This window comes from Parapedobacter sp. (assembly GCF_053550995.1).
Genome location: NZ_JBMQOC010000102.1, coordinates 1 through 26,295, shown reverse-complemented (window position 1 = coordinate 26,295; position 26,295 = coordinate 1). Strand labels below are relative to the sequence as shown.

20 protein-coding genes are annotated in these 26,295 nt (G+C 49.9%); 12 read left to right on the top strand and 8 right to left on the bottom strand.

The genetic code is table 11. The features are described from left to right. Positions 1-108 precede the first annotated feature (108 nt). From ACO1NT_RS13470 to bglX, 7 genes are all read left to right on the top strand, one after another. The gene (locus ACO1NT_RS13470) at positions 109-1,245 is read left to right on the top strand and encodes a tetratricopeptide repeat protein (protein ID WP_449049179.1); all 1,137 of its coding nucleotides are present in this window, start codon (positions 109-111) and stop codon (positions 1,243-1,245) included. A gap of 128 nt (positions 1,246-1,373) precedes the next feature. Next, positions 1,374-3,491, top strand: a complete 2,118-nt coding sequence (locus ACO1NT_RS13465) for a carboxy terminal-processing peptidase (protein ID WP_449049177.1) — start codon at positions 1,374-1,376, stop codon at positions 3,489-3,491. A gap of 400 nt (positions 3,492-3,891) precedes the next feature. Further along, on the top strand, positions 3,892-6,894 hold the full coding sequence (locus ACO1NT_RS13460; protein WP_449049175.1) for a SusC/RagA family TonB-linked outer membrane protein: 3,003 nt from the start codon (positions 3,892-3,894) through the stop codon (positions 6,892-6,894). 13 nt (positions 6,895-6,907) lie between these two features. Continuing rightward, entirely contained in the window at positions 6,908-8,404 is a 1,497-nt protein-coding gene (locus ACO1NT_RS13455) for a RagB/SusD family nutrient uptake outer membrane protein (protein WP_449049174.1), read from the top strand. Between the two features lie 35 nt (positions 8,405-8,439). Then, positions 8,440-9,921: a DUF4886 domain-containing protein gene (locus ACO1NT_RS13450; protein ID WP_449049173.1), complete on the top strand. Its 1,482-nt coding sequence runs from the start codon at positions 8,440-8,442 to the stop codon at positions 9,919-9,921. Positions 9,922-9,951: 30 nt separating this feature from the next. Continuing rightward, complete coding sequence (locus ACO1NT_RS13445) at positions 9,952-11,313, top strand: glucoamylase family protein (RefSeq protein WP_449049172.1); 1,362 nt, start codon at positions 9,952-9,954, stop codon at positions 11,311-11,313. A 173-nt stretch (positions 11,314-11,486) separates the two neighbouring features. Then, entirely contained in the window at positions 11,487-13,781 is a 2,295-nt protein-coding gene (gene bglX, locus ACO1NT_RS13440) for a beta-glucosidase BglX (RefSeq protein ID WP_449049170.1), read from the top strand. A gap of 7 nt (positions 13,782-13,788) precedes the next feature. On the opposite strand, the gene ACO1NT_RS13435 is transcribed toward bglX, so the two are convergent. The 4 genes from ACO1NT_RS13435 to porX form a co-directional block, all read right to left on the bottom strand. Continuing rightward, positions 13,789-14,427, bottom strand: coding sequence for an alpha/beta hydrolase (locus ACO1NT_RS13435; RefSeq protein ID WP_449049168.1), 639 nt, complete (start codon positions 14,425-14,427; stop codon positions 13,789-13,791). Between the two features lie 4 nt (positions 14,428-14,431). Continuing rightward, complete coding sequence (locus ACO1NT_RS13430; RefSeq protein WP_449049166.1) at positions 14,432-15,370, bottom strand: ring-cleaving dioxygenase; 939 nt, start codon at positions 15,368-15,370, stop codon at positions 14,432-14,434. Between the two features lie 79 nt (positions 15,371-15,449). Further along, positions 15,450-15,860 carry a tRNA (adenosine(37)-N6)-threonylcarbamoyltransferase complex ATPase subunit type 1 TsaE gene (gene tsaE, locus ACO1NT_RS13425; protein ID WP_449049165.1) on the bottom strand — a complete coding sequence of 137 codons (411 nt, stop codon included), beginning with the start codon at positions 15,858-15,860 and terminating at the stop codon, positions 15,450-15,452. Positions 15,861-15,882: 22 nt separating this feature from the next. Further along, positions 15,883-17,436, bottom strand: a complete 1,554-nt coding sequence (porX, locus tag ACO1NT_RS13420; RefSeq protein ID WP_449049164.1) for a T9SS response regulator signal transducer PorX — start codon at positions 17,434-17,436, stop codon at positions 15,883-15,885. 175 nt (positions 17,437-17,611) lie between these two features. Between porX and ACO1NT_RS13415 the strand changes: the two genes are divergently transcribed. The 5 genes from ACO1NT_RS13415 to ACO1NT_RS13395 are packed head-to-tail and all read left to right on the top strand — an operon-like array spanning position 17,612 to position 22,822. Beyond that, complete coding sequence (locus ACO1NT_RS13415) at positions 17,612-18,859, top strand: HD domain-containing protein (protein WP_449049163.1); 1,248 nt, start codon at positions 17,612-17,614, stop codon at positions 18,857-18,859. Positions 18,860-18,908: 49 nt separating this feature from the next. Then, the gene (gene lpxD, locus ACO1NT_RS13410; RefSeq protein ID WP_449049161.1) at positions 18,909-19,949 is read left to right on the top strand and encodes a UDP-3-O-(3-hydroxymyristoyl)glucosamine N-acyltransferase; all 1,041 of its coding nucleotides are present in this window, start codon (positions 18,909-18,911) and stop codon (positions 19,947-19,949) included. Between the two features lie 45 nt (positions 19,950-19,994). Then, positions 19,995-21,404, top strand: a complete 1,410-nt coding sequence (locus tag ACO1NT_RS13405) for a bifunctional UDP-3-O-[3-hydroxymyristoyl] N-acetylglucosamine deacetylase/3-hydroxyacyl-ACP dehydratase (protein WP_449049160.1) — start codon at positions 19,995-19,997, stop codon at positions 21,402-21,404. After that, positions 21,401-22,195, top strand: coding sequence for an acyl-ACP--UDP-N-acetylglucosamine O-acyltransferase (lpxA, locus tag ACO1NT_RS13400; protein WP_449049159.1), 795 nt, complete (start codon positions 21,401-21,403; stop codon positions 22,193-22,195). Before ACO1NT_RS13405 ends, lpxA begins: the two co-directional genes overlap by 4 nt. A gap of 3 nt (positions 22,196-22,198) precedes the next feature. Then, positions 22,199-22,822, top strand: coding sequence for an ABC transporter ATP-binding protein (locus ACO1NT_RS13395; protein ID WP_449049157.1), 624 nt, complete (start codon positions 22,199-22,201; stop codon positions 22,820-22,822). Between the two features lie 7 nt (positions 22,823-22,829). On the opposite strand, the gene ACO1NT_RS13390 is transcribed toward ACO1NT_RS13395, so the two are convergent. The 4 genes from ACO1NT_RS13390 to ACO1NT_RS13375 are packed head-to-tail and all read right to left on the bottom strand — an operon-like array spanning position 22,830 to position 25,847. After that, positions 22,830-23,330, bottom strand: coding sequence for a phosphoheptose isomerase (locus tag ACO1NT_RS13390; protein WP_449049156.1), 501 nt, complete (start codon positions 23,328-23,330; stop codon positions 22,830-22,832). A 23-nt stretch (positions 23,331-23,353) separates the two neighbouring features. Beyond that, a complete protein-coding gene (locus ACO1NT_RS13385) occupies positions 23,354-23,515 on the bottom strand; it encodes a FeoB-associated Cys-rich membrane protein (RefSeq protein ID WP_449049155.1) in 162 nt (53 codons plus the stop codon). A gap of 1 nt (position 23,516) precedes the next feature. After that, on the bottom strand, positions 23,517-25,601 hold the full coding sequence (feoB, locus tag ACO1NT_RS13380) for a ferrous iron transport protein B (RefSeq protein ID WP_449049153.1): 2,085 nt from the start codon (positions 25,599-25,601) through the stop codon (positions 23,517-23,519). 3 nt (positions 25,602-25,604) lie between these two features. After that, entirely contained in the window at positions 25,605-25,847 is a 243-nt protein-coding gene (locus tag ACO1NT_RS13375; RefSeq protein ID WP_449049152.1) for a FeoA family protein, read from the bottom strand. Between the last annotated feature and the right edge of the window lie 448 nt (positions 25,848-26,295).

Genomic DNA, 26,295 nt, shown 5'->3' with positions numbered 1-26,295 from the left:
ATGGGATTTTAGTTGCCATGATTCTTAGCAAAAGTAAGTGGTTTTATGGTATGCGACGAAAAAATAAGGAACAATTTTTGTATCTTGGTGCGCTGATTGGAACGATATATGAAGATAAAACAGCCGCTGTGGCGCTTCTCAGCATATTTTTGCTTTTTTTTCTGGGGTGGTTTAACAGGTGCTTCGGCCCAGGAAAGCGTGGATTTTTCCGGCATCATTACCAAATACGACAGTACCTTTTCGGGCATCGGCCCGAAAGTTTATTTTTTGCCACCGCCTAAAACGGAAGCGGAATTGTTGGATGATCGATATGCGGAGAAAGAGGTAGACTCGGCATTGGTGGAAGAATACGTAAAGCGGATGGCGTACTACCACCGGCTAGAAATGACGGGGAATGGTGATGTAGCGGTGAAGTATGTGCCGATCCATGAGTCGCAATTGGCCAGCGTGGAAGGCAAATTGCTGATGGCGGCGGATTATAACCTAGCCAGCAATAACCTCAATACATTGGCCGATATCCAGAACCGGTTGGCCATGGAGTATGTCGCTATCGGAACGATAGATTATGCGATTGAGTTTTTCGAAAAGGCCATATGGACGAAGAAGACGGTGAATAATATGGCTGATTGGGAAACCATTTCTAACAACCTTGCCGTGACCTATGAATACCTGGGGCAATTGGATAAGGCATATGCCCTCCGGCAAGAGCTGTATGAGCGGGCCGTAAAAAGCCGAGACAACCGCGACCAGGCAAATACGCTGATGAAATTGGCGCTGATCAAGGCCAAGAAGGGCGGATGGAACGAGGCAGAACGCGACATCATTCGGAAAGTCGTGCCGCTTTTCAGGCGAGCGCGAGACGAGGCTGGCCGGGCCTCAGCCTATAGTACACTAGCAGCCATCTATACGCTTCAGCATAAATACCCCGAAGCGCAATGGTTTTTGGTACAGGCCAAGACGATCGTCGACCGCGAAGGGATTGCGGAGCAATTGCCTGAAATCATGTTCCACCTTGCCGAAACGAAGAAATACGCCGGCAACCCCGAAGTGGCTATCGAAGAATACAAGGTGGCTAGTAACTTGGCCAAAAAGGATCACCGGATCGGTATGCAGTTGGCTATCCAAGATGCGCTGGGTAACCTTTATCATGAAGCAGGCGACTATGACGGCGCCGCGCTTGCCCTCAATCAGTATGACTTGCTAAAGAATATGTTGTTCAAAGGGGTAACGCCTGTAGACAATTGAGATCTGTTGGAATGGCAATTAGGTGATAAAGATAATTGGATTTTTAATTACATTTAGCGACTTGAATGACGTTGGGTTGTGGACAAACGCAATCAGGATATAGGGATAGGATTATCAGTATGGAGAATATGTTGAAGAAAGTTTTTTTTGCCTTGTTTGTGGTGGCCATAGCGGCCTGTGGATCCAAACCTCGGGTGAATTTGGATGCGGAAGTAGGTGCTTTGCAGCCTACGGCCGAGCATGCAGTGATTGCAAAGGATGTGGTTGGGTTATTTGAATCGGTGAGTTATAAAAAGGTCCCTTTCAACGATTCCATTTCGTCGATTATTTTCGATAACCTCATTAATGCGGTAGATCAGGGGAAGAATTATCTCCTGCAATCGGATATCGACGAATTTGAACAGTACCGGGGCACGCTGGCCCAAGATTTCCGCGACGGAGATCTCAGTGCGGCATACCATATATTCAATGTTTACCTGGAGCGCTACCTCGGGCGACTCGATTATGCCATCGAACAGGTGGATGCGCCGCATGACTTTTCCGTAGATGAAGTATATGTCTATAATCGGGAAAACGAAAACTGGTTTGCATCGGAAGCCGAAGCGGATGAACAATGGCGTAAGCGTGTTAAATATGATTTGCTTAACCTACGCATCAGCAGCGATGGAAGCGATTCGACAGCGGCGAAGCAGAAGGAGACGCTAACCAACCGGTATAAAAACCTGATTTCGATGGCCAAGAAAACGGATAACAACGAGGCTTTCCAGGTCATCATGGCGGCATTGACCGATGCCATCGATCCGCATACCAGTTATTTCAATCCGTATTTCGCTCAGCGTTTTAACGAGGAAATGGCCAACACGTTTGAAGGCATCGGCGCTCGGTTGACCATCGAAAACGAGGTGGTGAAAGTGGCGGATGTTATTGTAGGCGGACCGGTATACCGTGAGAAAGCCCTGCAGATTGATGACCGCATCATCGGTGTAGCGCAGGGCGAGGACGGTGAGTTTGAAGACATCATCGGTTGGAAACTAGACCATGCCGTAACCAAAATCAAAGGTCCGAAAGGTACTGTGGTAAGGCTGAAAATTATCCCCGCGGGGCAGGAGCTTACGGCAGAGCCAAAAATCGTATCGCTTACGCGTGATCGCGTGGTCATCGAGGATGAGTCTGCCAAACGCGAGATTAAGGAAGTAGTGGGAGATGATGGGAAAACCTATCGGGTAGGGATTATCAGCTTACCGAAATTCTATATCGATTTTGAAGCTTATCGAAGGAACGATCCGAATTATAAAAGTACCACCCGTGATGTACGGCTGCTGCTCGATTCGCTTAAACAAGACAGTGTAGATGCCGTAGTGATGGACCTCCGGTTCAATGGAGGCGGATCGTTGCAGGAATCCATCGAGTTGACCGGCTTGTTTATCGACAATGGCCCGGTGGTGCAGGTACGTGACACGCGAGATCGTATTGAGGTGAATAGCGATAGGGAAAGCGGGGTAGCATGGGACGGGCCCTTGGGCGTTATCATCAACCGGTTCAGTGCGTCGGCTTCCGAAATCTTTGCTGCAGCCATCCAGGATTACGGCCGTGGGATTATTCTGGGTTCGCAATCGTATGGCAAAGGGACGGTACAATCGGCCATAGACATGAGCCGGGTAATCAGTCCGATCGACCAGCTCTCGCTCAAAGCACACGCCAATGAGGATGAAGGGCTGCCGGCTGGGGCGCCCCAGTTTGGCCAGATTAATATTACCCTCGCCAAATTCTACCGAATTACGGGGAGCAGTACCCAACATAAAGGCGTAGAACCGGATATTGTGTTCCCATCTGTGTATGCTGCCGACAAATATGGGGAGAGTTCGGAGCCCTCAGCTTTGCCGTGGGATCAGATCTCGGCTACCGATTTTGCACCTGTTGCGGATTTGGGATCTATCATCGGTCAGTTGGCCGCGAAGCATCAAACACGTATGGAAGATGCACCTGCATACGGCTTCCTGCTCGAAGACATCGAAACGATGAAGAAGCAGGAAACAGAAACCAGCGTGACCCTCATGGAAGAACAACTCAAGAAGGAACGTGAAGAAAACCGCCTGAAGCGGAAGGGGCGGACGGAAGCATTACAGCAATTGCAGATAAACCTGCCGCGCAGCGGCGCTACCACTGCCGTGGACGAGGGCCTCGATTTCATTCAGGAGGAGAGCTTGGCGGTGATGGCCGACTATGTGGCGTTGGAAAGGAAATAACAGCCAAAAAAGTAATATCAGAGGCTCAGTTTTGGTAAGCCACCTGTATCACGCAGGTGGTTTTTTTTATCTCTTTTGATGTACGTCACTACATCATTACCTCTCATGACCAAGAGTGTATACTGTACACACAATGATTGATTGTGAGTAAGTCGGTATTTATCTTATGTTGTTTTTTTACAGTGTGTTAATCAGTCGGTGTTCGTCGTATTGAGAAATTTTTATGGTGATGATGTAGGGATGTGCAACCCTTTTATTTGTAGCAGTTACCTATACATCACAACTTTGTAAAACAATACAGCGCAAAAAGCTGTATGAAAAGAAAGGCCGATTAAACCCTTCGAAGATAAAGGGAGATGCGTGAATTAAAAGATTGATAAACCAACTAATTGAAAACAACATGAGGAATTTATTTACATGCTTCTTATTGCTGTGCATGGTTCCTGCCTTAGCCGTGGCGCAACCCAGGGTAAGCGGGCGGGTAACCGATGCATTGACTTCGGGTGGCATACCCGGTGTCACGGTAATCGTCAAAGGCACGGAGACTGCCACACAGACCGACGCTATGGGAAACTATACCATCGAAGCCGGTGCGACCGATACCTTGGTTTTCCGGTCGTTGGGTTATGCGTTGCAGGAGGTGGCGGTTTCCAACCAAACAACCATCAACGTCGTCTTGGAAGACGAAGGTACCGAGCTGGAAGAGGTGGTCGTGATTGGGTATGGTACTGCGCAGAAGCGCGACCTGACGGGATCGATTACACAGGTGAAAGGAGAAGATATCGTAGACCGGCCGGGTACCAATCCCGTGGCTAACTTACAGGGTAAGGTAGCTGGTTTACAAGTGACTAACTCAGGCCGGCCTGGGCAAGAACCGGATATCCGTATTCGGGGAACCAACTCAATAAACGGAGTGAAACCGCTGTACGTCGTAGATGGCTTGCTGAATGACAACATCAACTTTTTAAATCCCGCCGATATTGAAAGCGTCGAGGTACTGAAAGACCCCTCTTCATTGGCAATTTTTGGTGTGCGTGGTGCCAACGGGGTGATCGCGATTACGACGAAACGCGCAAAGTCAGGCCAGTTGAATTTTGATTTCAGCTCACGTATCGGGATTAAAAACGTGGCTAAGCGGATGAATATGACAGATGCCGCAGGGTTTAAGGAATTGTATGAAGAACAACGGTTCAATCAGGGCGATGCTCCATATGATTACACTTACTGGCAGGGCAATACCGATTGGCAGGACGAGATTTTTAACAACGGTATGCTTAATTACAACAACTTGAGCGTGAGCGGTGCCACGGAGCGAAATAGCTTCCGCATGGGAATTGGCTATTCGCACGATGAGGGGGTCATCAAGCATGAGCGCCATAAGCAGCTGACACTTAACCTGAGCGATGAATTGAAGATTACCGACAATTTCCGCACCGGTATCGTGTTTAACGGTTATCGGGCACAGCTGCCCGTAGAACGCGGTGTTTTCGGAGCTATCTTAGCGGCACCGATCGCTCCGGTATTCAATGCCGAATACGGATTGTATCATTCCATGCCGGATTTTCAGCGAGCACAGGTAAATAACCCTTTGGTACCAATCGAAGAACGGAAAGATTCACAAATCCGCCTCAATTACCGCGGGGTACTCAATACGTTTGCGGAGGTTGATTTTCTGCAAAACTTCAACTTTCGGGTTAACCTGTCTGCGGATTATGGTTTCAACCAGTTCCGCACATACCAGGGGTTGGTGCGGGTGTATAACCCCGATATGGATGGGGAAGACAAGGCCGAGCTGATTGACAATCAGCTCACTTCCGTAAGTCAGTCGCAAGACAAGTACTATAAATATCAGACCGATTGGCTGTTGAATTATAAAAATAGTTTTGGCTTGCATAACCTGACGGCTATGCTGGGCTATACGACCTACATGCAAGGATTTGAGGGTACAACGGCAAGAAGAACGCAGGGTGAAGGGCTGGAAATCCCCAACGACCCCGATTATTGGTATGTAGGTGTAGGGGATGTTAGCACGCAAACAGGAAGTGGGTCTGGCTGGGAGTACCGGACGCTCTCGTACATGGGCCGTGCGTTGTATAATTACGACGGTAAATATCTGATAAATGCTTCATACCGACGCGACGGTAGTTCGGCTTTTGCCCGCTCCGGAGAGCCTTGGCAGAATTTCTTTGCCATAGGGGGCGCTTGGGTATTGACGCGTGAGGGCTTTATGCAGGATCAATCGCTGATTGATTTACTGAAAATCCGCGGCTCATGGGGTAGTTTGGGAAACCAGGATGTTGGGGGCAACAAATACCCGATGTATCCGTTATTGGTGGCCGGAAATTCGACGGTGTTTGGCGACCGATTGGTTCCTGCTTACGGCCCAGAGTATATTCCGGATGATGACCTACATTGGGAAGTCGTGAAGGCATGGGAAGCTGGGTTTGAACTGACGGCTTTTGATAACCGGTTTGACCTCGAAGCGGTGTACTACCATAAGAATACGCACGACGTACTGGTACGCATACCTGGTGTTTTCGGTAGCTTGCCCGGATTAGGTAACCTCGGCCAGATTGAAAATAAAGGGCTAGAGCTAGCAACCCGCTGGAACCAACAGATTACGGATGACTGGCGTTTCTCAATTGGTGGCAACATCACGACGGTCAAAAACAAGGTAATCAAACTTTCTACGGAAGGCTATAATGTGATTTCCGGTCCGTCGCGTACGGAAGCGGGGTACCCCATAGGCTACTTTTGGGGATATGTCCACGACGGGATTTTCCAAACCAACACGGAAATTGAACAGACACCCGAATACAGGCTTGGTGGTACGGCACCCCGGCCGGGGGATATCCGCTACAGGGATGTGAATGGTGATTCGTCAATCGATGTGAATGACCGAACGATAATTGGTAACCCGACGCCTGACTTCTACTACGGGGTATCGCTGAATACTTCATATAAAAATTTCGATCTCAATCTGGAGTTCCAAGGGGTATATGGTAACGAGATTATGCGTACGTGGAATCAGAACCAATTTGCAACGTACAATTTCTTACAGGATCGATTGGGGCGCTGGAACGGTGTGGGTACAAGTAATTGGGAGCCAATTATGGACGAAGGACGCGCCAACAACCGGCAGTTTTCTACCTATTTCATTGAGGATGGCAGCTTCTTCCGGCTACGCGATGTGACCCTGGGCTATACATTCCCGCAGGAAGCCATTAGCAGAATAAAACTGAAAAACTTACGTTTGTTTTTCAACGCACAGAACGTTTTTACGCTATCGAACAATACCGGTTTTACGCCGGAGATCGGTGGTAGTGCCATCTCGTTCGGTGTTGATGGAGGTACTTATCCGGTGCCGGCAATTTATACCTTTGGACTGAACCTTAACTTTTAATCCAAGAAGCATCATGAAAACAGGAAAAAATAGAAGCGCAATTGTACTAAGTGTGTTGTGGATGGGTGCCTTGCTGCTAGCGGGCTGTGGTACAGAGTGGTTGGATATCAAACCGAAAGGCCGCTTTACCGAACAGGATTTACCAGATGGTTCGCTGGAGAGCCGGGTGTTTGCCGCTTATTCGGGTTTGCGTAGCGAAGCGACCAGCGGATTACCCTATGCAGCGGTGCACAACATCCGCTCGGACGATGCGCATCTGGGTAGTAATTCGGGCGATTATGCGGCCGCGGGCCCGATTTACGACGAGTTTAATTACCCACTGTCGCACTGGCTAACGGACGGCTACTGGTCTGGACATTACAGCCTGATCAACCTGACCAACAATGTAATCACTGCCTTGGACTCGATCGCTGACCCGACGGAAGCCACATGGGTGAACGTGGCCGAAGCCAGGTTTCTGCGGGGTTGGGCCTATTTCAATCTGGTGCGGACGTTCGGCGAGGTGCCAATCATTGATTTCCGGATTACAGACCAAGCATCAGCCATCCGCCCCAAATCGACTGTTGCAGAGATCTATCAGCTGATAGATTCGGATATCCAGGAGGCGGTAGCTTTATTGCCCGACGAGTGGGATGGGTACCCAGGCAGGGCAACCCGCGGGGCTGCGTTGGCCGTGCAGACCAAGACATATATGGCGCGGCGGCAATACGCCCAAGCACTGGCGTCGGCCCAGACCATCATTGGATCGGGAGTATATGATTTGAATACACCTTATGGCGAGATTTTCCGTGAAGAAGGCGAAAACAACAGTGGCTCTATTTTCGAGATCCAGGCGCTATTTGACGGTACGCAGGACTTGGGTGTGACGTGGGCTAGCCGGCAGGGCGTGCGGGGTTCAGGCGACTGGAATCTGGGCTGGGGCTGGAACATTCCCCACCAGCGGCTCATTGATGCTTTTGAAGCCGGCGATCCCCGGAAGGACGCTACCGTGCTTTTTTCGGGGGAAGATGATGGGTTTGGTAATGTATTGCCGAGTAACCTGCCCCGGCCACAGTGGAATAAAAAGGCGTATGTGAGTCCCGCCATCCGCAGGGAGTTGGGCAATAACTTCGGTCGTTGGTTCAATGTGCGCATTATTCGGTATGCGGATATTCTGTTGCTCGCTGCGGAAGCGGCCAATGAAGTGGGTGGTGATGCCAATATCGACTTGGCACTGGATTATCTGGAGCAGGTGCGGGGCCGTGCACGCGGGGGAAATAACAGCATTTTACCACCGGTTACCACGCGTAACCAGGAGGAGCTACGACAGGCCATTCGCCACGAACGGCAGGTGGAACTGGGTATGGAGAATGAACGGTTTTTTGATCTGGTGCGCTGGGAAATTGACGTGGAAACCATGCATGCTGCAGGCCATACAGGCTACCAAGTACGCAATCGCTTTTTCCCGATTCCACAGGGTGAGATCGACCGGTCGGGCGGTGTCTTGATCCAAAACCCGGATTACAATTAATCAATAGGTCTTAGTATGATAAAGTACCAACAACGATGAAACGATTTTTATATGCAACCGCAATGATGCTTATAGGCATCATCGCTATGGGCGCCTGCCAGAAGATGGAACGCCCTGAGATGAATATCATTCCAGACCCGGAAGATGATGGAACGATACGGATACTGGCAATTGGCAATAGCTTTTCTGAGGATGCGGTCGAAAATTATTTATATGAATTGGCCTCCGCGGAAGACATCCCTGTAATCATCGGTAATCTCTACATCGGCGGCGCTTCGCTCGAACTGCATGCGGAAAATGTAAACGAAAATAACAAAGCTTACAGTTACCGCAAAATAGACCGGGATGGGGAAAAAACAACGGTGGCTAATACATCAATTGCCGAGGCGCTGGCCGACGAGCAATGGACGCATATCAGTTTTCAGCAGGCGAGCCCCAATTCAGGTCAGTTCGAAACCTGGGAGGCATCGCTGCCCACAGTGTACAACTACGTGGCACCGCGTGCCACCAATCCGAACGCAAAGTTCATGTTGCACCAGACGTGGGCATATGCCCAGAATTCAACCCATTCAGGTTTCCCGAATTACGACAGCGACCAGCTGGCGATGTATCGGGCAATAATCGATGCCGTGAGCCGGGCGAAGGAATTGGTGGCGATTGATTTGGTAGTACCGGCTGGTACGGCGATCCAAAATGGGCGCACCAGCATCATTGGAGACAATTTTACCCGGGATGGGTACCATCTGGATATGAACATTGGCCGCTATACGGCAGCATGTACATGGTTTGAAGTTGTTTTTGGAGAAAGTGTAGTAGGAAACCCCTTCAAACCTGAGGCACTGTCTGATTATGAGGCTGAGATAGCCCAGCAGGCTGCGCATATGGCGGCTGCTAGTCCGAACGAAATTACCGATATGGTAGATTACAAGGATTGGGGTGGTGCATTTGAGTTTGTAAACCCGGCGTTGATCAATTTTGCTCACTCAGAAGGAGCGGAAGGATGGGACGGATTCAGCAGTCATATGGCCGGCTCTTCCATCTTGAACCTGAAAGATATGAATGGCGATTATACGGGCGTGACGCTGACTATCGAAGAACGCTTTAATGGTGTGAATGCTAATGGTGAGACGGATGCAACAGCGTTCGATATGCCTGAATCTGTTGCGAAGAGTTCATTTTACGGAAATTCGAAGGCGGAGTTTGGCGGTCTGCTAATCGAGCAGAGTGTAATTAAGATCACAGGTTTGGATATAGACAAAACATATGACCTGTGTTACTTCGGGTCGCGTGGAGGTGTAGGCGACAACAGGGAAACGGCTTATACGGCCAAAGGTGCCAATGAAAAAACAGCTTTGCTGAATACGTCAAATAACAAAGACGATGTGGCATGTACCAACGGGATACAGCCCGATGAAAGCGGGGAGATTCGGCTTACTATTGCTGCCGGGCCTAATAACACCAACGGTACTGGATTTTATTACATCACTGCAATGAAGATTACACCGGTAGTAGAATAGAAGGTATTCATGAAGGAAACATCGATAGTAATGATGCTAAGCTTGTGCTTATTGATGCTAAGTGCATGCCAACATTTGCCCAAAGCGGGGGGACAGCAGCAAAGAAATAAAGAAGCTAAGCTCAACGACGATTCCCTGCTCACCCTCGTGCAGCAGCAGACTTTTCAGTACTTCTGGGATGGGGCGGAACCGGTTTCGGGGCTCGCGCGTGAGCGCATCCACATCGATGGGGAATATCCGCAGAACGACAAGGAGGTCGTTACCATTGGTGGTAGCGGTTTCGGGCTGATGGCCCTTATCGTAGGGCTGGAACGCGGATTCATTGCGCGGCAAGCCGGTGTGGACCGTTTTGAGAAAATACTCGATTATCTGGAAAAGGCAGACCGCTTCCATGGGGCATGGCCACATTGGCTGGATGGCCCTACGGGCAATGCCAAGCCGTTCAGTAAGGACGATAATGGCGGTGACCTCGTGGAAACCGCTTTTATGGCGCAGGCATTGATTTGTGTGAGGGAATATTTCCAGCAGGGTAATGAACAGGAAAAGCAATTGGCTGCACACGCCGATACCCTCTGGAAAGCCATTGAATGGGATTGGTACCGCCAAGGCGGGCAGAATGTACTGTATTGGCATTGGAGCCCAACGGCTGGTTGGGCGGCCAATCACCCCATACGGGGCTATGATGAATGCCTGATCACGTATGTGCTGGCTGCTTCATCGCCCACACACGGCGTACCTGCCGAGGTGTATCACGAAGGCTGGGCACGTGGGGGTGCCATTACCACGGATGCCAAGCGATATGGCCATCCGATCATCCTCAAGCATAATGTGCCGGATAGCAACGGTGTGGGACCGTTGTTTTGGTCGCATTATTCATACCTGGGCCTCGACCCGCGCGGCCTGAAAGATCAATATGCGGATTATTGGGAACTGAACCGTAACCACGCGCTTATCCAATACGACTATGCTGTCGAAAACCCAAAGGGCTACAAGGGATACGGCCCTCCGGCCGGTGGATGGGGATTTACCGCGAGCTACTCGGTGAAGGGCTACGCAGCGCATAATCCCGATAATGACCGTGGTGTGATCTCACCGACGGCAGCATTATCATCGTTTCCATATACGCCGGAACATAGCATGGAAATGATACATTACCTTTACGAGGAGCTCGGCGATAAAGTTTGGGGCAAGTATGGTTTTTACGATGCGTACAGCGAAACGGAAAACTGGTACCCGCAACGCTACCTCGCTATCGATCAGGGGCCTATTCCGGTGATGATAGAAAATCATCGTACCGGGCTGTTGTGGAATCTTTTTACGGGAGCCCCCGAGATTCAGGCGGGGTTACGGAAATTGGGCTTTGAAAGCCCCGCATTGTCCGTGTCTAAGTGAACAAAATGAAAACGACTGGAAGCTACGGATGGTTTGCAGATCCCGCTCAAGAAAATTTACCAGAAACGTATTGATCACCTGTATCGCGGAACGTACTGATTCATACGACGCGGGCATGGGATACCAAGTGTAGGGCGGCGAAAGGGATTCAGTAAACGATGAACATGGAAAAGATGAAGAAGCGGACATATTTTCTCTTATTAAGGATAATCTGCTTGGTAAGTTTACCGATGCTGGCGGCACAGGCACAGACAACGGCCGATATGGACCGTTTCATTGGGGGGCTGATGGAGCAGATGACCATCGAGGAAAAGATTGGTCAGCTGAATCTGGTCACCGCAGGTGAAGTGACCACCGGATCGGTGGTTAGCACCGATGTAGAAGCCAAAATAAAGGCGGGGAAAATCGGGGGCATCTTCAGCATGACGACACCCCAACGTATCCGCGCCGCACAGGAGTTGGCAGTCAACCAATCGCGCCTCAAGATTCCACTTATTTTTGGGTTGGACGTCATCCACGGCTATAAGACCATCTTCTCCATCCCGTTGGCGCTTGCCGCTACGTGGGATATTGACCTGATCGAAGAGACCGCACGGATTGCCGCGGTCGAAGCATCGGCCGATGGACTCAATTGGACCTTCTCACCGATGGTCGATATTTCAAGGGATGCGCGATGGGGCCGCATCTCCGAGGGATCGGGTGAGGATACGTACCTGACCTCACGCATCGCCGAAGCAATGGTTCACGGCTACCAAGGTGATGACCTCGCCGCGGTTAACACACTCATGGCCTGTGTGAAGCATTTCGCGCTGTATGGCGCAGCCGAGGCAGGGCGCGACTACAACACCACCGATATGAGCTTGCACCGCATGTACAACGAGTACCTGCCACCCTATAAGGCGGCCATCGATGCCGGAGTGGGAAGCGTGATGACATCGTTCAACGACATCAATGGCGTACCCGCCACGGCCAACAAATGGCTGATGACGGACGTCCTTCGCGACCAATGGGGATTCGATGGGTTCGTGGTAACCGATTATACGGCCGTCAACGAGTTGGTAGCCCATGGCTTGGGCGATTTGCAAGAAGTTTCTGCACGGTCGCTCCAAGCGGGAGTCGATATGGATATGGTAGGAGAGGGGTTTCTCACGACGCTGAAGAAATCGCTGGACGAAGGCAGGGTGAAGGAAGCGGACATTGACCGCGCTTGCCGGCGCATCCTCGAGGCAAAGTATAAATTGGGGCTTTTTGACGATCCCTTTCGCTATTGCAACCCTGAACGTGCCGCGGAGGCGATTCTCCATCCCACCCACTTAGCTAAAGCGCGTGAAGCGGCAGGGAAGTCGTTTGTGCTGCTTAAAAATGACCAACATCTGCTTCCGTTGAAAAAAACGGGAACCGTAGCACTGATAGGCCCTTTGGCCAATACGGGCAGCAACATGCCGGGCACGTGGAGCGTGAGCGCCGACTTGGCGCATTCACCCTCACTGTTGGCGGGCATGCGGGAAGTGCTGGGCGACCAAGTCAACATCATCCACCACCATGGATCGAACCTGTTGGAAGACGCCAGTTACCAAGAGCGGGCGACGATGTTCGGCCGTACCATCCCGCGGGATGAGCGGCCAGAGGCAGATATCCTTACCGAGGCAATGGCCGTCGCTCAAGAGGCCGATGTCATCATCGCCGCCTTAGGCGAAAGCTCGGAGATGTCTGGCGAATCTTCCAGTCGCACCGATATTGGTCTACCGGCCGTACAACGGCGTTTGTTGGCCGAGCTGTTGAAAACGGGCAAGCCGGTGGTGTTGGTGCTCTTTACAGGGCGGCCACTCACGCTAACTTGGGAAGATGCCCATGTGCCGGCCATCCTTAACGTATGGTTTGGCGGTACGGAAACGGGCAAGGCCGTGGCTGACGTGCTGTTCGGCGACGTAAACCCATCGGGCAAGCTACCCGCCACATTCCCCCAGCATGTGGGGCAGGTACCGCTGTACTACAGCCACAAAAACACCGGGCGGCCGCTGGCTGAGGGGCAGTGGTTTGAGAAGTTTCGCTCAAACTATCTTGATGTGTCTAACGAGCCATTATACCCCTTCGGTTATGGTTTGAGCTATACGGCATTCACCTATGGAGACGTGTCGCTAAGCAGCGGTATCCTGCAGCCAACCGATACGCTCGAAGTTACGGTCGACGTGCGCAACACCGGCGATGTTGGCGGCGAAGAAGTCGTGCAGCTTTACATCCGCGATGTGGTGGGCTCGGTAACGCGGCCCGTGAAGGAATTGAAGGGCTTCCAGAAAATCTGGTTGGAGCCCAACCAGTCGAAACGCGTGGTTTTCAACCTAACGGTAGACGACCTGAAGTTTTACAATGCCCAGCTGGAGTACATGGCCGAACCTGGTGAGTTTGTCGTGTCCGTTGGCACCAATTCGCGCGATGTGCAAGGCAACCGGTTTATACTTGCCGATTGATGTCGGGTTAACCTCGGTCGTTACCGCCAAATATCGTTTCGTTGGCCAGTAGCGTTTCATCAGGGCTGATGCTGTGCGGTTTGCCGGGATAGATTTCCGTGATTACGGCTGCCCCGAGATCGCGCAAAACCGTCGCGCTTTCTTCAATCCGGTGCAGGGGTACGTGCGGGTCATTGTCGCCCGATGTAATCAATATGGGTGTACCTTCAAAATCACCTGTGTAATTGCCGAAGTTCAACGATTCTCCAATCAGGCCGCCCGTGAAGGCAACCACACCTCCATACGGCTGTGCATGGCGTGCTACGTATTCAAGGGCCAGGCATGCACCCTGTGAGAAACCTACCAGATAGACGGCATGTGTTGGGATCCCAGCGCGCGTTGCTTCCGCCACCGCGTCATCGACTAAAGCCAATGCCGAGTCCAGAGCTGGTTGATTATCTGCTACAGGAGCAAGGAAACTATATGGATACCACGAGTTATTGGTGGCTTGGGGTGCCAGTAGCAGTGCCTCGTCGAGCTGGAGGTGGCGGGCCAGTGAAAGTATGCCAGGGGCGGAGCTGCCCCGTCCATGGAGCAGCACCACGGCCTTACTGGCGTGTGCAGCCGATTTGCCGGCTTGTATGAGTTGTTTTTCGTGTATATACATGTTGTTAATCCAATCGAGGTAAAACCTTCTCCAATTGTTCGCGGTACCCTTCGTATTGGGCGGGTAACATCAGGCCGCTCCCCAACTCGGCTACGGTTTCGTCGGTGGCAAAGCCGGGGTTGTCGGTAGCGATTTCGAACAGCACGCCTCCCGGCTCGCGGAAATAGAGCGAATAGAAGTAATTCCGGTCTATTTTCTCCGTGATGTGCAACCCTTGGGCAACCACTTTTTCCCGGAAGTGCATGAGGGTGGCTTCATCCTTAACCCGGAAGGCGACGTGGTGCACTGAGCCACCGCCGACCAACCCTTCGGCCTCACCCGGCGCTTCCACCAAATCGACCAAAGCAGCATGGTCTGCCGCATCGGTGATGAAACGATAACGGTTTACCTCCTGTTTCAACAGGCGGTATCCGAAGACCGCGGTGAGTACATTGGCGGTGGCATCTATCTTAGACGTAGTGATGGTAACGTGGTGGAATCCGCGGATAGCTTGGTCGGTTTCCACCTCACTGGTTGTCCATGGGGTACGTGCATCAGCCGTCTCGGGTACCGTGAGCTCGAACTTAAGGCCATCTGGGTCAAGGAAGGTAAGATACTGCTCGCCGAATTTTTCGGCCGGATGGTTATAGATAACACCGTTTGTTTCTAACCTGTTTTTCCAAAAATCCAAGCTTCCAGCGGGTACGGTATATCCGATTTCGGTGACCTGCCGGGTGCCGCGACGGCCTGGTTTCAGGCGGTTTCCCCAAGGGAAAAACGTAAGGATGGTGCCCGGTGTACCTACTTCGTCGCCGAAATAGAAATGGTAGGTCTGCGGATCGTCGAAATTGACCGTTTTCTTGACCATACGCAGGCCAAGTACACGGGTATAAAAGTCGTAGTTGCGCTTGGCATCGCTTGCAATAGCAGTGATGTGGTGGATGCCTAAGATGTTGTTGTCCATGATGATGCTCCTTTCTTTGACTACAAAGATACGGGGGTCATTGTTCCACCACATTAACCTAGAACAAGAAAAAAGGAACTTACCCGATGGTGATACGTCTGCTACCATCCGCGGCCGCCGTGATATGGATATGCACGGCATTATCGGGAATCAAAGGGGTGATTTTTTCGGGCCACTCAACGAGGCAGTACGAACCCGAGTAGAAATAGTCTTCATAACCCAGGTCAAAGGCCTCCTGCTCCGACTTGATGCGGTAAAAGTCGAAGTGATAGAGTGTGCCCGCGGCACTGTCATATTCATTGACGATGGCAAATGTGGGGCTGGATGTCGGGTCTGTGACACCCAATTGTTGGCAGAGGGCGTTGATGAGCGTGGTTTTGCCGGCACCCATGGCACCGTAGAATAACAACACACGCTGGTTGCCTACGGCGGCCAACAGCCGACCCGCGGCGTCGGGCAATCCCTCTAGGGTTGGTACATCAATAACCATGGGGGCAAAAATACGTTTTTTGCTATTTCGATGTGTATGTTGCGAACGGAATGATCATTTCTTCCAGCGATATACCACCATGCTGGAACGTCTCGTTGAAATAATTGACAAAATGGTTGTAATTATTGGGGTATACAAAGTAAGTGTCTTCCCGGGCAAAGATGAAACTGGAGCTAACGTGCAGCTTCGGCAGCATGGCGTCGTGCGGGTTCTTTACATGGAACACATCCTTCGCGATAAAGTTCAGGTTCTTGCCCTGTTTGTACCTTAAATTGGTGTTCGTGTTGCGGTCACCGATCACTTTGCTCGCATGCTTCACACGGATGGTACCATGATCGGTTGTGATGATCAGACGGACCGGTTTCTGAGCGAGCCATTTCAACGTGTCGAGCAGGGGCGAATGTTCGAACCAGGAAAGGGTAAGCGACCGGTAAGCCGCTTCGTCATTAGCCAGCTCGCGGATCATCGCCATATCGGTACGGGCGTGAGACAGCATGTCAACGAAGTTGTAGACCAGCACATTGAGATCATTGCCCATGAGGTTGCTGAGATTTTCCGTTACATCGCGACCCTGTTCGAGGGTCAGTACCTTCGTGTACGAATGCTTGCATTCCTTACGATAGGTCCGTTTGATCTGATCAGCTAGAAATTTGTCTTCATGGAGGTTTTTGCCTCCTTCATCTTCGTCATTCTGCCACAGTCCCGGATGCTGGCGCTCCATGTCTAGGGGCATCAATCCGCTAAAGATGGCATTACGGGCATATTGCGTGGCGGTAGGGAGGATGCTATAGTAACTATCTTCTTCTTCAAGCCGGAAATAGTTGGTGATGACTTCATTGATGATGCGCCACTGGTCGTACCGCAGGTTGTCGATCAGGAAGAAAAAGGTCGGTCGGTTTTCCTGTAAGGTCGGGAATACTTTCTTCCGGAAAAGTTGATGTGACATCACCGGCCCCTTCTCGGGTTCTTTTACCCATTGGAGGTATTTTTTTTCAATAAACTTGAAAAACTGCATGTTGGCTTCGGCCTTTTGTAATGTAAGCACCTCATGCATGCCCGCGTCTTCCAGTTTTTCGAGGGATAGTTCCCAATATATCAATTTTTTATAGACATCGGTCCATTGCTCATAGTCCAGGTTGTCGTTGAGGATCATGCCGAGGTTCCTGAAGTCCTGTTGATAGGCCATCGAGGTTTTCTCGCTGATCAACCGTTTGTTTTCCGTCAGCTTCTTGATGGTAAGCAGGATCTGCTTGGGATTGACCGGTTTGATCAGGTAGTCATCTATCTTGGAGCCGATGGCATCCTCCATGAGGTGCTCTTCCTCGTTTTTGGTGACCAGTACCATGGGCACTGCTGGGTTGATGTTTTTTAACTCCGAAAGGGTTTCGAGGCCCGTGAGCCCGGGCATGTTTTCGTCTAAAAATACCAAATCATAAAATCCCTTTTTAAAGGCATCCACGGCATCATTGCCGTTGGTAACCGTTTTCACACCATATCCCTTATCGTTCAGAAGCATGATATGGGGCTTCAACAGGTCAATCTCATCGTCTGCCCAAAGTATATTTGTTTCTTGCATGTTGGTTCGTCAAATGTATGTATCGGCTCGTGTAGTACGAACACATAAATAAGCGCGAACTTAATGAAAAGTTTGCCCCTATCGACAATTTTAACATAAATTAACAGCGAGGTAATGTATCTTTGCCACGTGTATAAGCGGCTGGTGGTAGGCCCTTCCGCAATGAAGGTAACGATTGAATAAAAAGAAGATAATAAACGATCCGGTATATGGGTTTATATCCATCCCCTCTGGTTTCATTTTCGACCTGATCCAGCATCCCTATTTTCAGCGTTTGCGGTACATCAAACAGGTAAGTATGACGCATCTCGTATATCCTGGTGCACTCCATACACGGTTTCAACATGCATTGGGCGCTATGCATTTGATGGGGCTCGCGTTGGAAACCTTGCGCGGAAAAGGCGTGGCGATTTCGGATGATGAAGAAGAAGCTGCACTGGCGGCCATCTTACTGCACGATATCGGTCACGGACCGTTTTCACATTCGCTTGAGCATACACTGGTCGAGGGCGTATCGCACGAATTGCTTTCCGCGCTCATGATGAACGAACTGAATGAAGCGGCGGGGGGGCGCCTTGATTTGGCTATCGAGATTTTCAATAATCGCTACCCGAAGAAGTTTCTGTTCCAATTGGTGTCCGGTCAGCTCGACATCGACCGGATGGATTACTTGAGCCGCGACAGTTTTTTTACGGGGGTCTCCGAAGGGGTGATTAGCTTCGATCGCATCATAAAGATGCTTCATGTTGTCGATAACGAGCTGGTCGTGGAACAGAAGGGTATTTATTCGGTAGAGAAATTCCTCATTGCCCGACGGCTGATGTATTGGCAAGTATACCTGCATAAAACCGTGTTGAGCGCCGAACAGATGTTGCTTAAAATCTTACAGCGCGCCAAGGAATTATATGGTGCCGGCCATTCGCTTTTTGCCTCGCCATCGTTGGAACATTTTTTGCGCAATAAGGTAACTCGGCAGAACTTTACGGGAGATGCCCAGCATTTAGTGCATTTTTCGAGGCTCGATGATACCGATATATGGTCTGCCGTAAAAACTTGGGCACATCACAGTGACCGTATTTTACAGCGATTGTGCGCGCAGCTCATTGCCCGGTCGTTGTACCATACCGAACTGCATGCGGTACTTCCCGCGAAAGAACAACTGGCACAGTTGAAAGCGGAAGCGGTAAATTATTTTGAAATAGATGTAGCTGATGTGGATTATTATGTATGGGTGCAGGCGATAGAAAACAGTGCGTATGAACCTAACAACGGAACCATAAAGATTTTAATGAAAGATGGCAGCATACAAGATATTGCGGAAGCGTCCGACTTATCTAATTTGGAGACCCTTTCACGCAAAGTACAGAAGTTCGCCGTCTCCTTTCCGAAAGAGTTGGTGCACACCCCATTATCAATGCATTGATAGTCAGTAAAAATTTGAATTATTACCGTTTAAACTTATACATTTGCAGATGCAATTTTCCGCACATCAAATAGCAACACTCTTAAATGGCTCCCTCGAAGGGAACCCGGATGTGATGGTGGAGCAACTGGCGAAGATTGAGGAGGCATCAAGCGGCTCCCTTTCTTTTTTGTCTAACCCGAAGTACGAGCAATATCTTTATACAACCAAGGCATCGGTTATTATCGTCAATGACGACCTGAAATTGGAACGGCCGGTGTCGGGTACGATCGTGCGGGTAAAAAATGCTTATCTTGCTTTTTCCACATTGCTGGAGCTGTACAATAAGATGCGTCTGGATAAAACGGGTATCGAGGAGCGCGCGTTTATTGATGAAAGCGTCAAAATCGGTGAAGAAGTGTATGTGGGCGCATTCGCCTATATCGACCAAGGGGCCGTAATCGGTAACCGGTGTAAGATATATCCCCACGTCTATATAGGCGATAATGTGAAAATCGGAGACGATACGACGCTCTTCCCGGGTGTTTCGGTTTATTTCGATTGCGTGATTGGTGAACGTGTGATCATCCATTCGGGTACGGTTGTGGGCAGTGATGGGTTTGGATTTGCCCCACAAGAAGACGGTACATACAATAAGATCAGCCAAATCGGCAACGTCATTATTGAGGACGATGTTGAAATCGGAGCAAATTCGGTGATCGATCGGGCCACGATGGGTTCGACCATTATACGGCAGGGCGTGAAGTTGGATAATTTGATTCAGATTGCCCATAATGTTGAGATTGGCAAACATACCGTTATTGCGGCCCAATCGGGCATCTCGGGGAGCACCAAGATTGGCCGGAACGCCGTGATCGGTGGGCAAGTTGGGGTGGTAGGCCATATCAGCATTGCCAATGGGAGTCAGATCCAGGCGCAATCGGGGGTTAACCGCACCATTGCAGAAGAAGGTAAAAGATGGTCGGGTTCACCGGCAACCCCTTACAATGCACAAATGCGCTCGCAGGTAGTCTATTCGCGCCTGCCGGAACTGGAGCGCAGACTTGAGGAATTGGAACAATTGCTATTAACAAAAGAAATATCGAAATAAAGCAAGCTTTGTGCCGCTCATTTGCGGACAAGCCAATTGACAGAGATGAACGTAAAACAACGAACAATCAAATCAGAAATCGTCATTTCAGGGGTAGGGCTTCATACCGGCAAGCCTGTAACCATGACCTTAAAACCTGCTCCGGAACATCATTGGTATAAATTTAGGCGGATTGACCTCGAAAATCAACCAATGGTTCTGGTAGATGCTGAAAACGTGTCCGATACATCGCGCGGAACGACGATATCGCAAAACGGAGCCCGGGTAAGCACCATTGAGCACCTCATGGCAGCATTGGTAGGCCTTCAGATCGATAATGTACTCATCGATATCGATGGCCCCGAAGTGCCCATCATGGATGGGAGTTCGGCACCGTTTGTGAAAGCGATAGAAGAAACAGGTTACGTGGACCAGGGCGCGGACCGCGACTATTACGAAATACCACACAATATACACCATACCGAGCCTGATCGGAAAGTGGAGATGGTAGCCATGCCGCTCGACGGATACCGGTTCACTTGCATGATCGATTTCAATTCGCCGGTTCTAGGTAGCCAGCACGCCTCGATCAGTAATATCGACGAATTTTCCAAAGATATTGCCTCGTCACGTACCTTCTGCTTCCTGCACGAGTTGGAGATGCTGCTGCAGAACAACCTGATAAAGGGGGGAGACTTGAATAATGCTATTGTAGTGGTAGACAGGGAGGTGAGCAAGAATGAATTGCGCCATTTAGCCAAGCTCTTCAATCGCGACGATATCGATGTGGCCAAGGAAGGGATATTGGATAATATCGAACTCCGCCATCAGAACGAACCGGCACGCCACAAGCTGTTGGACATGATTGGCGACCTCGCATTGGTAGGCCGTCCGATTAAAGGCCATATCATGGCCGCACGTCCGGGGCATGCCGCCAATGTGGCATTTGCTAAAAAAATAAAAGCACAGATCAAGAAGGAAAAGAGCCGTAAGTACGCTAAGGTCTATGACCCGAATATGCCGCCACTTTACGACACCGTCCAGATCATGGATATCCTGCCGCACCGGCAGCCGTTCCTGATGATTGATAAAATATTGGAGCTCACAAAAACACATGTGGTGGGGCTGAAAAACGTCACCATGAATGAGGACCTGTTCATGGGGCATTTCCCCGGAGCGCCTGTTTTTCCAGGCGTGTTGCAGATAGAAGCCATGGCGCAAACCGGAGGGGTGTTGGTGTTGAGCACGGTGCCCGACCCCGAGAATTACTTGACATTATTCCTGAAAATTGAGAATGCACGGTTTAAAGCACAAGTAAATCCGGGCGATACCATTATTTTTCGATGTGATCTGTTGGAACCCATCCGTAGAGGTATAGCCCAAATGAAGGGTGTGGGAATGGTGGGCGAGAAAGTGGTGGTCGAGGCGGAGTTGATGGCACAGATTGTAAAAGTTAAAGAGGGCCAAACATCATGATACAGCCGCTAGCATACATTCATCCGCAGGCCAAGATTGCGGGTAATGTGGTCATCGAACCTTTTGTGACCATCCATAAGGATGTAGTCATTGAAGACGGTACGTGGATTGGCTCAAACGTGACTATCATGGATGGCGCACGTATTGGTAAAAATTGCCGGATTTTTCCAGGAGCCGTAATTTCTGGCATCCCCCAAGACCTGAAGTTCGACGGGGAGGAAACGACCGCCGAAATCGGCGACAACACCACTATCCGTGAGTGCGTCACCGTGAACCGGGGTACGAAGGATAAATGGAAGACGGTCATTGGGAAAAATTGCTTGATCCAAGCATATAGCCATATTGCGCACGACTGCATCGTGGGCGATAATTGTATTTTCTCGAATAATAGTACGTTGGCTGGACATATTACCGTGGGTGATTTCGTGGTATTGGCGGGCATGGTAGCTGTGCATCAGTTTTGCCACGTGGGCTCGCATGCTTTCATCGCCGGAGGATCGTTGGTCCGCAAAGATGTGCCACCCTTCGTAAAGGCGGCGCGCGAGCCGCTTGCCTATGTAGGCATCAATTCGGTAGGGTTAAGGCGACGGGGTTTCTCTTCCAGCCAGATTAACGAGATTCAAGATATTTACCGCGTGTTGTTTGTCAAAAACAATAATTTGACCAAAGCATTGGACATCATCGAAGCGGAATACAAGCCAACAGAGATACGCGACGAAATACTCGATTCGATCAGGAACTCCAACCGCGGGGTAATGAAAGGGTTTGGTCAAAGTAAGGGCGTGTTGTAAGCCATGGAAATCATTCTGGAAGACATTGGCAGACGGTTTAACCGGGATTGGGTCTTTCAGCATGTGGATTATCACTTTACCGCAGGGGCAAGTTATGCCGTATTGGGGCCCAATGGATCGGGCAAGTCCACTTTCCTACAGGTCCTATCTGCAGGTTTGACACCGTCTGCCGGCCAGATTGCCTACCAACATGGGGGAGAAGTTATTGACGTCGATAAGATTTACCAATACCTATCCATCGCTGCGCCTTACCTTGAACTGATAGAGGAATTCACACTGGTCGAACAAATCCGGTTTCATTTTACACACAAGACGTTTTTAAGTGGTTTCGATGCGCAGTCGCTTATCGATTACCTTGGGCTCGCTCACGCGAAAGACAGGCAACTCCGCTATTTTTCATCAGGTATGAAGCAACGCGTGAAATTGGGCTTGGCGTGCTGTGCCGATGTACCGATGGTACTGCTGGATGAACCAACATCCAACTTGGACGACGACGGTGTGGCATGGTATCTGCGATTGATCGCGCAAACTTGTGCTGAAGAACGGCTATTGTTAGTCTGTTCCAATCAAGAACGAGAATATGGCTTCTGTGACCATACGATATCGATTACCGATTATAAAGCATAGCTAGCTACTACCTTCCAAAGTCGTCCTGCACCCGTACGATGTCTTCCTCGTCGGATGGATTATTGCTATCCGTATGTTGCCAGATTTCGGCCAACACCCCCCACTCGTCTAAACCTACAAGCCGATGGCGTTCACCTTGGTTAAGGCGTATCACGTCGCCCGGGTTGAGTAGCTTCAATTCATGTTCCTCATCGGTATCGCTCGTTACTACACCCACAACACCCCGTACCACTTGCCAAATTTCCGCTCGGCGGTGGTGGTATTGCCAAGAGAGGCGCTTGCCCGGTGCAACGACGAGAATCTTTGGGCTCAGTTTTCCCGAAATTTTCAGTTCCTGCACATCGAGACCGTTAAAATAAGTGTTGGCAAATTGTTGGGCTTGAGCTTCTTCGATAACGAAGAAGCCACCCCATGGCCGGGCTTGGTCTTGTTGTACCACTTGAAAGCCTTGTTCGTTCAATACCCCTTCTATTTCGTTGAAGAGCGCTTCCTTTGCTTGGTATGTCATTGGTTGTCTATTACGCAGTTAAGTTAATACGTTGCTTTTCTGGATGGTTCAGTGAAATCACAACCGCAACCCTTCGAGCAGGCCTGTTTTCCTTTGAGCGATTTCCGGGTACGCCGGATCAAAAAAATCACAGCCGTCACAAATAGGATGCTGATAACGATATACTGAATGGTGATGGTATCCATATCATTTCAATAGTTGGTATGCCACTAGCGCGGCAAGGTAAGCAAATCCCGTCATAAATGCCAATTGGATAATCGTCCATTTCCATGAGTTCGTTTCTTTACGTACGATGGCAATGGTGCTCATGCACTGCATGGCAAATGCATAGAATAAGAGCAGTGATATACCCGAAGCAAAATTGTAGGCCAGCCTGCCGGTGTGGGGATTGATCTCGCTTGCCATGCGCTCACGTATGGTCAACTCATCATCGGTACCGCCCAAACTGTACACGGTGGCCATGGTACTCACGAATACTTCGCGTGCTGCAAACGAGGCGATGAGTCCGATACCCATTTTCCAATCGTAACCCAATGGCGCAATGGCCGGCTCGATGGTCCGCCCCAATGTGCCGAGGAAGGAATATTCGAGTTTTTGCGATTGAATCTCGTTTTCCAAGTCGGTTCCACTGATGCCCGGGTTTTCGGACCGCACAATTTCTTCGGTATTCGTGAACCGCTCACTGACACCAAAGGACCCCAAAACCCATAGGATAATGCTGATGGCAAGGATAATTTTCCCAGCACCCCATACAAAGCCTTTGGTTTTATCCCATACATTCAAGAGCACATTACGCACCACGGGGTATTTGTAGGTAGGCATCTCCAGAATCAAGTAGCTTTTATATTTCGATTTCATCAGCTGTTTGAGTACCCACGCACTTCCCAGTGCAGCCACGATACCCAATGCGTACATACCGAATAATACCAGCCCCTGCAGGTCGAGGCCAAGGATTTTTTGCTGCGGAATAACGAGTCCGATGATGACGATGTAAATCGGTAAACGGGCAGAGCAGGTCATAAAGGGGGTCACCAATATCGTAATCAACCGCTCTTTGTCATTTTCGATGGTCCGTGCGGACATCACGGCAGGAATGGCGCAGGCCGCGCCCGACATCAGTGGGACCGCACTTTTACCGCTGAGTCCGAAGGGACGCAACCAGCGGTCCATGAGATACACCACACGGCTCATATAACCCGATTCTTCCATCAATGAGATGAAAACAAAAAGAATGGCAATCTGAGGGATGAAAATGACAATCCCGCCAATACCCACAATAATGCCATCTGTGATGAGCCCATTGATCGGGCCCGCCGGCAGCCATGCTGCTGTATTGGACGCCAGCCAAGCAAACGCGTTGTCAATGGCATCCATAAAGGGCCCGGACCACGTGTAAATGGCTTGGAAAATCAACAATAGCAGGGCAAAGAAAATGACATATCCCCCAACGGGGTGGGTAAGCACACGGTCTGCACGCTCGGTTACATATTGCTTTTTCTTTGCAGGGTCTTTGACGACGCCTGCCAATTGTTTCTCCAACGAAGCATGTCTCGCCAAAGCCTCCTGAATCTGCAAACGATGATAATTGAGACCGTGGTCTTGCTGGGCCTTTGCTACTTCTTTGGCCTGTTTATCATCCAGGTGCTTGTTCTGTTTCTGCGATAGATACAGCCAAGCCATATATTCGTTAGCTGGTCCCGCGTGTTCCTTCACATATTGGGTGGCGGCCGTAAACTCCTCAGGAACGACAAAAGAGGGTACATACCCATTAGGTTTAAAAGCCAGCGCAGCCTTCAATTCGTCGATACCCTTGCCCGAACGCGCATCGGTAAGCACCACCTTTGTTGCCAGCGCTTTTTCCAGTTTAGCAACGTCGATAGAGGTTCCCGATCGCTCCGCCTCGTCGATCATATTGATTACAAAGATAGCCGGCAGTCCCATCTCGCGGATCTGTTGATACAGGAAAGCCGACCGCTTTAAGTTGAATGGATCCCCGATTACCACCACCAATTCCGGGTGGTTGGGATTCGCTTTGTCGATCAATACGTCGTAAACAATTTCTTCATCTAGCGACGAAGGGTGGATTCCATAGGCGCCCGGCAGGTCAATGACATGGTATCGGTTTTGCTGGTGAGTGAAACTGCCTGTTTTCTTCTCTACCGTGATGCCCGGATAGTTGCCGATTTTCTGGCGTAACCCGGTCAACCGATTAAAAACCGTAGATTTTCCAACATTGGGGTTGCCCACCAGTGCAATCTTGATTTCCGACATGGGCTATACTAACGATTCGATTAAAATAAGATCTGCTTCAGATTTCCGTAGCGCGATTGCATTGGGATTATCTTGGATGCTGAGGTATACTGGACCATTGAATGGAAGCTGTTGTTTCTTGGTGAGGATTACGCCCGGTAAAAGGCCCATTTCGTATATCTTGATCGGTATCTCGGCTGGGCTGTACCCCACTATCGTGGCGGTTTCTCCGTTTTGCAGATGATTAATACATTTATGTTGAGACATGATGCGCTGTTTGATATCAATCCCCAAAGGTATTAATTTATAATGAATCTAAACGTGTGAAATCAAATAACATCTGGAAACGGTTGGGTTGGGGTTGCTTTTTTGCATTTATACGGTTTTGTGGCTAACTTCGTTCGTTTCAATCCATACGATTGAAATACCTAAAGATTGCTTTGAAACGCAAAATGACCTACAGGTGAACCGCCGATTGGCAATACGCAGTTGACTGCACAGTCGAGTGTGTATATGAAAGTGCGTTTTGACGAAACGAATTGATTAACTTCGCGTCCCTCAAGTATCATTTAAAATGGTTGTCACAATGTAATAAGATGACGCTTGAGGGGCTTGAAATAACATGATGAATTATCAAAATAAACTAAAGAGGGTATGAAAAGCTGTTTTTTTTTGTTGTTAGCCTTCTTGGTTGCTGCAGCGGGTTGCAAGGAGT